At 55.8% G+C, this 10,921-nt stretch carries 6 protein-coding genes; all 6 read left to right on the plus strand.

From position 1 onward, the window contains the following. Window positions 1-157: 157 nt before the first annotated feature. The 6 genes from ACSSNI_RS21265 (at window position 158) to ACSSNI_RS21290 (ending at window position 10,917) form a co-directional block, all read left to right on the plus strand. Window positions 158-1,225: a TraK domain-containing protein gene (locus tag ACSSNI_RS21265; RefSeq protein WP_019406468.1), complete on the plus strand. Its 1,068-nt coding sequence runs from the start codon at window positions 158-160 to the stop codon at window positions 1,223-1,225. Window positions 1,226-1,239: 14 nt separating this feature from the next. Further along, window positions 1,240-2,553: a TraB/TrbI/VirB10 family type IV secretion system protein gene (locus tag ACSSNI_RS21270; RefSeq protein WP_044315596.1), complete on the plus strand. Its 1,314-nt coding sequence runs from the start codon at window positions 1,240-1,242 to the stop codon at window positions 2,551-2,553. A 10-nt stretch (window positions 2,554-2,563) separates the two neighbouring features. Further along, window positions 2,564-3,037 carry a type IV conjugative transfer system lipoprotein TraV gene (gene traV / locus ACSSNI_RS21275; protein ID WP_044315595.1) on the plus strand — a complete coding sequence of 158 codons (474 nt, stop codon included), beginning with the start codon at window positions 2,564-2,566 and terminating at the stop codon, window positions 3,035-3,037. Window positions 3,038-3,554: 517 nt separating this feature from the next. Then, window positions 3,555-9,593 carry an Ig-like domain-containing protein gene (locus tag ACSSNI_RS21280; protein WP_448260235.1) on the plus strand — a complete coding sequence of 2,013 codons (6,039 nt, stop codon included), beginning with the start codon at window positions 3,555-3,557 and terminating at the stop codon, window positions 9,591-9,593. A 146-nt stretch (window positions 9,594-9,739) separates the two neighbouring features. Then, entirely contained in the window at window positions 9,740-10,084 is a 345-nt protein-coding gene (traA, locus tag ACSSNI_RS21285) for a TraA family conjugative transfer protein (RefSeq protein ID WP_026012508.1), read from the plus strand. A 131-nt stretch (window positions 10,085-10,215) separates the two neighbouring features. Continuing rightward, window positions 10,216-10,917, plus strand: coding sequence for a DsbC family protein (locus tag ACSSNI_RS21290; RefSeq protein ID WP_173425588.1), 702 nt, complete (start codon window positions 10,216-10,218; stop codon window positions 10,915-10,917). Window positions 10,918-10,921: the final 4 nt, after the last annotated feature.

A 10,921-nucleotide genomic window follows, 5' to 3' on the forward strand; every position in this document is an offset into this window, starting at 1 on the left:
CTGAACCGCCGTATACGGAACCGTACGTACGGTGGTGTGAGAGGACGGCGGATGTGAATCCGCCTCCTACTCGATCTTACCAGAATGTTGTCGAATTAGAGCCCATAGCGCGCGCTCAACTCGGGAAAATGGGTCATCAGTGATCTGAGGCCTTTCGATGAAAACCCGACCGCAAAACAATCCATTCGCACTGGGCACGCTCGTCGCAGCGATGACCATCGCGCCGCTGGTGCACGCTAGTGAAGAAATCAAGATCCCTGGGCTGAACATGCCCGTGGCTGCCAGCGTTCAACCTGTTGAGCCGCAGACCGCGCCTGAGGCCAAACAGAACAAGCATGAGGGCCAAGTAAACCCTGGGCAATCCGCAGCTCCCGCTGAGGCCGCAGAGGCGCCCAAACGTCTTGTTCTGGTTGAGAACAGCGCCAAAGACCTACCCCCTGTTCCAGCCAGTGTCGTGCCGCAGCGGCAGGCCCCGCACAAGCCGGTGGAAACTCGGCAGGATGTTGTCGTTGCATCAGGCACCAACACGCTGATCCCAATCAGTCGTTCCCAGATTAATCGGCTGGTTACGCCCTTCGACAGCCCGAACATCCAGACCGTAAGCCAGGCCGAAATCTCTACTAGCGGCAATGTCATCTACGTCACCACGCAGGATGATCAGCCGGTCACGATGTTCGTGACACCTGAGGATGATGAGTCTGTCGCCATCTCCCTCACGCTTTTGCCTCAAAGCATTCCCCCGATCCAGGCAAACCTCATCTTCGGCCGCAGCATCCAGGGCGGGGCTGTGGGTATGCCGGCGATGGGCTCGACTGCCTACAGCGGAACCGCTCGCAAGTGGGAGCGCAGCCAACCCTATATGGACACCCTGCGTTCGCTCATGCGCGAAATGGCCGTGGGCAAGCTGCCTCGCGGATACAGTTTCGGCGCACTCAGGTCGGGGGACAGCATCCCGGCCTGTGCTCAGCCTGCACTGAGCTTTGATTTCTCAAAGTCTCAGCTGATCCAGGGCCACGACTTTCGGGTTTACGTGGCTGTAGCGGAAAACATCTCTGGCCAAACCGTCGAGTTCGATCATGGAGCGTGCTCGCACCCGAATCGCGCAGCTGTAAGCAGCTGGCCTCATGAAATGCTTGAGCCAGGCCAGAAAACCGAAGTGTTTGTAGTAACGCGAGTCCCGGCTATCACCGCCGACACCTCCGTGCGCCCGAGCCTATTGGATTAAGGAGAACACAGTCCATGGAATCCATTCGCAACGCGATTGCAGGCTTGTCGCCAAAAACGAAGATGTACACCGCAATCGGCGGAACCGTGTTGGTAGTCGGTACGCTGGTGGGATACGCGATGAATCTCGCAACGCCTGAGGCGCGCTCCAGAGAGGCCGTGAGGCCAGCAGTTGCAGCTGTGCTTACCGACGAAGATCCGCGTGCACTCGGTATCGATGCAATGGCTGCACAGCTTCGGCAGATGCAGGTAGAGCAACAGCGGCTGCAGCGCACCCTTGGCGCCTCCGATAAGGATCGCAAGCTGGTTGAAACACAGGAAAAGGTCACCAGCCTCGAAGAGCAGATCAAGCTGCTACATCAAGAGATTGGACGCGTTGGCCGCAATGTAGAAAAAAACTCTGAAAGCAGCAGTAACGATGCTGGTTCAGTGAAAGAAGCCGCGACGGCGCTGATCCCTGAGCGCAATCCTCACTTCGTGCAACAGGCGACAAACTCAGCTGATGCCCTGGGAGACGTTTACTCGAATCTCCCGCCTCCACCGCCAGTCGATCCACGCGCGCGGAGCAGTGAGAAGGTCGAGGCACCGAAAATCCGAGTCATCCGCAACGAGAAGGCCAAGGATGAAGATCAGGAGGATAAGGAGTTGTCGGTGACCATCCCGGCCGGCTCGATCCTTTCTGGCGTACTGGTTACCGGCATGGATGCACCTACCGGCAAACAGGCTCAGCGTGACCCATTCCCATCGCTGCTTCGAATCAAGAGCGAGGCCATTCTGCCCAACCGTTTCCGGGCCGACTTTCGTGAGTGCATGTTGATTGCAGGAGGTTGGGGAGACCTTAGCTCCGAGCGCGCATACATGCGAGCCGAGCGTATCTCCTGCGTGCGTAATGACGGCACGGTGCTTGAGGCCCCTATCGAAGCTTACGCCACTGGCGAAGACGGCAAGACGGGGCTTCGGGGACGACTGGTCAGCAAGCAGGGGCAGCTCATCGCGCGCAGCCTGATGGCAGGCCTCATGGAGGGGGCCGCGTCAGCGTTTGATGTACGCCAGGTGCCATCGATCAACATCACCCGTGGTTTCCAGGACGGTGGCGAAACGCAGGCGCCTGTTTACGAGCAAGCCTTTGATTCGAATGCGCTACAAGCCGCTGGTGCCCGTGGTGCCGGATCAGCCTTGGAGCGTATTGCTGATTATTACCTCGAAATGGCTGAAAACATCTTTCCTGTTATTGAAATCGACGCAATGCGAAATGTTGATTTCATCGTAAACAAAGGGATGACTGTAAAGTTCAACTCAACAACCCTGAAAGTTGCAGACGTAAATTAAGGAAATTGACATGTATAAACTAATCGCAATATATGCTGCAGCTTTCGTTGTGACTGGGTGCTCGAACATGCTCAGCATCGGCTCAACAGAATATGCTTGTAAGGGCATGCCAGAGGGTGTGTCTTGTATGTCTGCAAAGGACGTTTACAGCGCTACGGAAAATGAGAACTACAAGACCATGCTGCAGGCAGAGCAGCAAGCGGCGAAAGAAGGCTCTGATAAAAGTAATAAGACAGATGGAGAGCCATCTACTCGCGTCCTATATGCCGAAGGGGCAGACAACGCTCCCATCCCTATGCGCGCTCGAAACCCGCTTCCGATTCGCACCCAGGCTGTTGTTATGCGAATTGCAGTAGATCCTTGGGAAGATGAAAACGGTGATCTTTATGTGCCTGGCTTTATCTATACGGAGATTGAACCGAGGCGTTGGGAGATCGGGTCGAGGCAGAACATCAAGTCGCACACATTAAAACCTCTTAATTGAATATATATCGGGCAGCTTAATAGCTGCCCTTCATGCTTTGGGGGCGGGTATGTGGAACAAAGTAGTACGTTATATATTTCTCTTCGCGTTAACCCTGTTCAGCGGCAATATAATGGCGGCATGTGTTTATAACAAGAATCAAGCGACTTATGTAAGCATTGCTAGCAATAGAAGCGGTGACGGGATGATAAGTACATCGTCCCAAATGTACTTTTATAAAGGAATACCAATTCTATTATCAAACGGGAACTATTACACAAGTCATCCTGCATCTGGGTCGATTGGCGGTCAGACCTTTACTAGAGGGAGTTTAAAAAGCTCTTACACAACGACAGGCATTTATCCCGTCGAAATGAAAGAGTATGAAATATGCTTCAACTTCACACCTGCAAATTCAGACCCCACTAGAACATATATTGACACCAAAAGCTTCTTCAAATATAGCACTAAACAAGCCCATCACAACGGAGAGCTTATTGGTGGGCTGTCGCAGATATATGTCCCCCCCATGTCTTACATGCCGGGAGGACACGTCTTGTTTAAGAATGGATATATATATTATGGTCCTGAAGCTGGGAGTGGTGATCTACGTGAGCTTTCTACCGATCATCCAATAGTGACTAATGCCGCGCCAGTTTCTCATAACGGTAGTATCTTAATGGCTGAGGATACTACGTTCTCTACTAATCTTTCAGGTTCCGATCCTGATGGAGACAGTCTCACGTACCATTTGGTTACCCCACCCAGCAGTAATCATGGCACTGTTTCAATTAGTGGTGGCAAAGCTACGTTTACGCCCAAAGATGATTGGAACGGAAATACATATTTTACTTTTCGTGTACGCGACAGCGGTGGGTTATACTCGAACATATCTACAATAAGCGTAACTGTAACGCCAGTTAATGATGTTCCAAGTGTGATCGACCACAGCTTGAGTCTTGATGAAGACACCATGGGTACGCATACACTAGAAGTGTCGGACGTCGATCTGCAGTTCGAGGGCGACAGCCATACTTGGAGCATCGTAACCGCACCGAACACCGCGCACGGCACAGCCAGCATTTCGGGCAACAAGCTGACCTTCACGCCGGTGAAAGACTGGAACGGGATTACGACGCTGACATACCGCGCCACCGATTCCAAATCAGCTACATCAAACACTGCCACCATCACCATCACAGTGCGGCCGGTGAACGATGCGCCTGTGGCAAGCAATCGCACTCTGACCACGGCAGAGGACACGGCCGGCACTGTGGTGCTGGTCGCTAATGATGTCGAAGGCGATACGCTTACCTACAGCCTTGTGAACGCGCCGAACAATGCCCACGGCACGGTAACGATTAGCGGCGACAGAGCTACTTTCACACCGAAGCTGAACTGGAACGGTACGACCACTTTCACCTATAGGGCCAATGACGGAAAGGCGAACTCCAACACCGCGACTGTCACGGTGACAGTGACCCCTGTGAACGACGCTCCATCGGTGAGTAACACCACTCTGGCTCTCGACGAAGATACCGTTGGTGAACTCACGCTTGCTGTAACTGATGTGGATCTGCAGTTCGAGGGCGACAGCCATACTTGGAGCATCGTAACCGCACCGAACACCGCGCACGGCACAGCCAGCATTTCGGGCAACAAGCTGACCTTCACGCCGGTGAAAGACTGGAACGGGATTACGACGCTGACATACCGCGCCACCGATTCCAAATCAGCTACATCAAACACTGCCACCATCACCATCACAGTGCGGCCGGTGAACGATGCGCCTGTGGCAAGCAATCGCACTCTGACCACGGCAGAGGACACGGCCGGCACTGTGGTGCTGGTCGCTAATGATGTCGAAGGCGATACGCTTACCTACAGCCTTGTGAACGCGCCGAACAATGCCCACGGCACGGTAACGATTAGCGGCGACAGAGCTACTTTCACACCGAAGCTGAACTGGAACGGTACGACCACTTTCACCTATAGGGCCAATGACGGAAAGGCTAACTCCAACACCGCGACTGTCACGGTGACCGTGACCCCTGTGAACGATGCTCCATCGGTGAGTAACACCACACTGGCTCTCGATGAAGATACCGTTGGCACGCTCACGTTGGACGTTGCAGATGTCGATCTGCAGTTTGAAGGCGACAGCCACACCTGGAGCATCGTCACCGCACCAAACAACGCGCACGGCACAGCCAGCATTTCGGGCAACAAGCTGACCTTCACGCCGGTGAAAGACTGGAACGGCACGACAACCCTGACGTACCGCGCCACTGACTCCAAATCAGCTACATCCAACACCGCCACCATCACGATCAACGTGCGGCCGGTGAACGACAAGCCCGTGGTACACGAGAAAACTGCAAGCATTCCTGAGGACACGAGCACGACGATTCGTTTGACCGTTAGCGATGTTGACCTGGGTATCGAAGGCGATTCGCACACTTTTGACATCATCGGAACGCTCAACCCCGCCGAGGGTTCGTTCAGTTTTGCTGGCTCTGACATCACCATCACGCCGGCACAGGACTGGAACGGCACACTGAGTCTGAGCTACCGCGCTCGGGACAGCCAAGGTCTGTACTCAGAGCCTAAGCCGATCACGGTCGAGGTCACCTATGTGAACGATGCTCCGACAGCGACTGAAGCCTTTATCCCTGCCAAGGAAGGGATGGCCAGTGACCATGTGCGCCCATCGGTAACCGATGTGGATCTGCCCTACGGCGACGAGCATTCTTTCGAGATCCTGACTCAACCGGCGAATGGCTCGGCCAAGTTGGTTTACGGCATGCTTGAGTACACGCCCAACCCGCAGTTCTTCGGAGAAGATAGTTTCACAATCCGGGCGACAGATAAGGCTGGGGCCAGCGTGGACGGCGTGGCCAATGTGGTGGTTGAGAAGTTCAACTATGCACCTACCGACATCGTGCCGGGTGAAGTGGTGCTGTACGCAGGCATCGGTGGCACCACGCAACTTCAGGCGACCGATCCTAATAACTGGGGATCGCACACGTTCTCGGTTGTGGGCCAACCCGAGGCCGGCACTGCGAGCATAGAAGGGAACACGCTGACACTGCGCACGGATGACGACAAACCGACCGTCATTCGGGTGAAGACGACCGACCAGGACGGAATGATCTTCGAGAAGGACATCAAGATCAGGTTTCAGTCGGCATGGGCGATGTTCGAGGGCCGGGAAGTCGAGCAGAGTGGTTCTGCACCTACGGTGCCGGCTGTCACCACTTTCATGACCTATCGCAACGGTAGCTATGGCCTACAGGTGAGCAGTCCCGAGCTGCTGGCTGCACTGGGTACCGATATTGTGGCGGCTGTATCGCCGGATTCTGCGGTGGGTGTGAAGCTTGAGCATCGCGACCTTGAGCCGGATCTAGGCATGCGGCTGACGCCTACCAAACTGCAGCCCAGTTATCTTGAGGCGAAGCTGGCGGGCCTGAAAGCGGGTGTGGATGGAACGGCGAATCTTTACCTTTCGCGTGCTGACATGAGCGGGCCGATCTATGCCATCCCTGTGAATGTCTGGACTCCGAAAGGCTCGCTGCAGGCTGACCGCTGGGAGGTAAAACAGGGGCTCGAAACTGCTCAGATAAGCTTCGCATCCGAGGGTTCCGCATGTGCGGTTCTGACATCCGAGCAGCTGGTCAAGCCGAAGAATGTCCTGCAGGAGCCTACCTGCTTGATCGAGTGGGAAATCACCCCTACGGAATGGCGCGACACCGGACATGCCAACCTGCTTTCTATGGTGGCTATTGGCGGCGAGGTCGGGCAGTTCCCGGTCAGAGCTAAGGCCTATGTGTTCGATCCGAAGGGAGGCAAACACTGGATCGCTGACTTTTCGCATGACCTGAAAGTGGTGTCGCCCACGGGCCTGCTGCAGCTCGGACTTAAGCCGGCGCCAGAGCAGACCTATCAGGCCGTGCAGGAGCTGTCGCTGCTGCTGCGCGCCCAGGACAACGATGTTTGCGAACTGACGACAAACGAAACGATTGCGCGCAATGCGGCGAAGAACTGGAACCGCTCCATGTGCTTTATACGCTGGACCGCGCTGCCCGAAGGACTGTCACAGAGCACCACTTGGCATGCACCTCAGTTGGTCGGGGCGGCGTCGGTACTGGGACAGCATTCAATCGCATGGAAAGCATCGGTATTCACGCCTAGCGGTCAGGAGGTTGATCTGACACATGGCGCCCATGAGGTAGAAGTCATCGAGCCGCCTGCCATCGAGATCGAGCTGCCGCAGGAGAAGAAGATCGATGAGAACACCTACTGGGTGTCGCAGCGAGGAGGCTATGTCGGCAGCCTTTCCATAATGGCGCTGCCTGCGAGCATCGACCTCAAGCTCAGCCGTGACAGTACCGTTATTGAAAAGGGGACTTTCCCGAGCTATGGCCGTAACCAGCGGCTGATGCGCAGTCTCGAAGGCACGGAAAAGCCTCTGTGGAGCCTAACGCCGTTCAACATAGACGCGCGCTTTACCAAGCTGCCAGCGGTCGAGACGGTCAAGGAAGTACAGCTTTACGCTGTTCCGCACGAGCAGATTCTGCCAGTAATCCTTAACGACGAGCGGAGCGTTCTGGATAGCGTCGCGCTGCCGGTAAATGTCCAGATGCTCGATACCCAGTACCCGCAGGATGGTTACAACCTGGCGACGATGGGGGATTGGGACATTCGCCTGCTGATGACCTCTGCTGGCATCAACTATGAGCCGGTGACTGACTGGGAACCGATAAACGAGGAGGGGATTGCCAGCTTCGAGCTAGACCTTGCAATGCTGACGAACAAGGCGGTTCGGGTCATTGCTGAGGCGCGTGTGCGCTCGCCGCTGCCGGGCTATGAGTCAATTCGGCAGTCCAACTACCCGATGTTCCTGACCATATTAAACGGCGAACCGCTGGATGGCGTGATCCAAGCACTGCGCGTTATTGGTGTGGCCCCGCTGCGAAACACCTTCTATGCCATGACGGTGGATCGCTTCGAGGCAAAGGACGTGGGTGATGTTCGCTGGGAGATGAGCACGGACAACGGCGTCACCTGGGATACAGTCGAGAACACCGGCAAGATTCCGCAGCGTCTCTCGATGACGTTTGAGAAGGGCACTTACCTGCTTCGCGCTGAGATGACAAACCGGAACTCGGGAGCCAAGTCGATGACCCCCCAGATCGAGGTCATAGCCTACGAAGTCCCGACAGCGCGGCTAAAAGGACCGAGCAACGTCTTCATCGGCGACGTTGGAAGGTTTGTGCTGACTGACCTTAACGGTGAAACCCTAGACACTACAGGGATGGTCGTCGAGTGGTCAGAGGATCGAGGAGAGACATGGGTACAGGGCACAGGCGAGTACGAGCTGACGCGCGACCAGGCTGAGCGGGTCTACCTGATGAGCCGGGTGAAATTTGCGGATTCGCCTGATGACAGTCGCGTCTACAAGAGGCTGCGGGTAGGTGTTGCGTTTCGCGCAGTCCGACCGCCGCGAGTTCAAATCATCGGCCCTGGGCGTCCTGAGGTCGGAAAAGAGGCGACTTGGCGAGCCAATATGATGATGCCCTATCCGAAGATGGATCTGACCATGGATGGGTACTTCATTCTACCGACAGGGGAAGAAGTGCACGAACGTGAGGTGTCCTATACCCCGACCATGGAAGACTTCAACAAGGAGCAGAGCTTTTTGGGCTTCATGGGCTGGATCAACGGTTACGAGGACATGGGCGGTAAGGGTCTAACTCAGCAGCGGTTGATTTTCTGGTCGTATGACTGGCCTACCTGGGCGATCAAAGCCAGAATTTCGGCCGTCTACTCGCCTGCCGATCTTGACCTGCAGGTGCGTTCGCTCGGTCTGTTCAGGGAGTTTGAAGAGCTGGAAATGGACTGGGACATCCCGCCGTATCCAGGCCTTGAAATCATCAAGGACACTTCGCAGACAAGCCGCTCCCTGCGGATCACCGAGCCAGGCACTTACACCTTCGGTGTGCACGTAAGTGATGCGCGCGGCAACTACACCTACGCTGAAACTGAGCTGGAGTTCAGCGATCCACTGCCCTACGAGGTAACTCTTTCTTGGAGTGGCGATAACCAGGCCAATCGTGCTCCGTTGGGTGTTCTGATTCGACCAAGCATTACAGGAGGCCATCCAAAAGACCGAATTGAGACACGCACGTACACGCTCAATGGTGATCCTCTGGAGGGTTCGGGCAACTATGGCCGTGCCGTCTTGGACAAGGGTGAGCATACGGTACGGTTGGAGATTGGATCGATGATGGGTCATACCGCTTCTGGCGAGACGCATATCAAGGTCGAGTCCAATATCCCGCCGAGCTGCAGCATCGAAGTGGTCGAAGGTCGGTCAAGCTGGATCGCCCGCGCCAGTTGTGCCGATGAAGATGGGCGTATCGTTCGGCATCTCTGGTATATCGACGGCGTACAGCAGTCGCTATCGTCCAGTTCGATCTCGATACCGATGTGGCGCTACCCGAATGGGGAGCCGATAATCACGCTGATCGGCATCGACGACTCGGGCGCGGAGTCACCAACCGTGGCGAACTACTGATGGAAACAAGGGGCCACGCGATGGCCCCTTTTTTCGTGCCTAAAACTTACAACGATCTGGTCGAATACCGGCACAAATAGGCGTTTTGACTATGGACAATGGTTGCCGAGCGCAGGCCCTGCGCATATTTGAAGGAGCGACATGCGATGCAACTGAGTAAACCGGCAATGCAAACCCTTATCCTGGCTGGGGCCATGATCGCGGCCACCGCTGCGTTCGGCGGTACCGGCGGGGATGACTTCGACAGTGTGTGGATTCAGCTCACTGACTGGATGCAAGGCACCCTTGGCCGCATCATCATTGGCCTGATGGTGCTGGGTGGTATCGGTGCCGGCGCGCTGCGCCAGTCTCTGATGCCGTTTATCACAGGCGTGGGCGGTGGCGTTGGCCTCTACGCTGCACCGGACGTAATCGAGTCGATCATGACCGCAACCGTTCCTGCTACCCTGGATGTAATCGAAGCGCTGAACACCCTGCCGGTAGGGCTCTGAATCCGGGATAATCCCCTTCCTGAGCCTTCCGCCAAAGGCCGTCTAAACCGACCAGAATCTGGTAAGTTTAGACGGCCTTTTTCTTTCCCCTCTCCCTATCCTGTGAGCATCCTCCCCGAAGAGAAATGCTCATGCCCCGCGTTCTGATCTCCTCCATTTGTGCCTTGGCACTTGCCACAGCTACCACTACCGCGTTCGCGCAATCGAAAAAAGACAACATGGTAATTCTGCCTGCGGCGGGCATGGTTGCCATCGAGAAGGATGGCAAGTTCGCCGTGATCAGCGACAACGGCCGCTTCCTCATTCAGGGCATGCTGTACGACACCTGGACCCAGAAGGAGCTGAAGACCCTGCAAGAGGTCAAGGTCGCCGCCAACTACATCCCTATCGATAAGGCCAATGTGGGCTTTGAAGATCTGGCTCCGATGACTGTCGGTACCGGCGACAAGGCCATTACGATGTTCTCAGATCCGGCCTGCGGCTATTGCAAGGAAGTGATCGCCGAGGCGCGCAGTTCACTACCTGAAGGCTATCGGCTCGATGTTCTGATGCTCCCCCTGCTAAGCGACCGCAGCGCCTCCCGCACGAAAGAGTTGCATTGTGCTGAAGACAAGGCGGCTGCCTGGAAAGCTGGCGTGCAGGGTGACCTGACGACACCTCTGGCGCAGAAGCCGGAGGGGGCCTGTGATGTCGATGTGATTGGCAAGCGGCGAATTACCGCCCAGTTCCTTGGGGCACGCAACGTGCCCTTCCTGATTCGTGATGACGGCCTTACCCGCGAGGGCAAGCCGACTGAAGGGCTTCGTGCCTGGATTGAAAACAACCGAATCTGAGGAA

It is taken from the genome of Stutzerimonas tianxiuensis (assembly GCF_053470365.1).

Excerpts from the sequence above, each read along its gene's own strand:
- ACSSNI_RS21265 (WP_019406468.1), top strand. The coding sequence starts at position 158 with ATGAAAACCCGACCGCAAAACAATCCATTCGCACTGGGCACGCTCGTC.
- ACSSNI_RS21270 (WP_044315596.1), top strand. The coding sequence starts at position 1,240 with ATGGAATCCATTCGCAACGCGATTGCAGGCTTGTCGCCAAAAACGAAG.
- traV (WP_044315595.1), top strand. The coding sequence starts at position 2,564 with ATGTATAAACTAATCGCAATATATGCTGCAGCTTTCGTTGTGACTGGG.
- ACSSNI_RS21280 (WP_448260235.1), top strand. The coding sequence starts at position 3,555 with ATGCCGGGAGGACACGTCTTGTTTAAGAATGGATATATATATTATGGT.
- traA (WP_026012508.1), top strand. The coding sequence starts at position 9,740 with ATGCAACTGAGTAAACCGGCAATGCAAACCCTTATCCTGGCTGGGGCC.
- ACSSNI_RS21290 (WP_173425588.1), top strand. The coding sequence starts at position 10,216 with ATGCCCCGCGTTCTGATCTCCTCCATTTGTGCCTTGGCACTTGCCACA.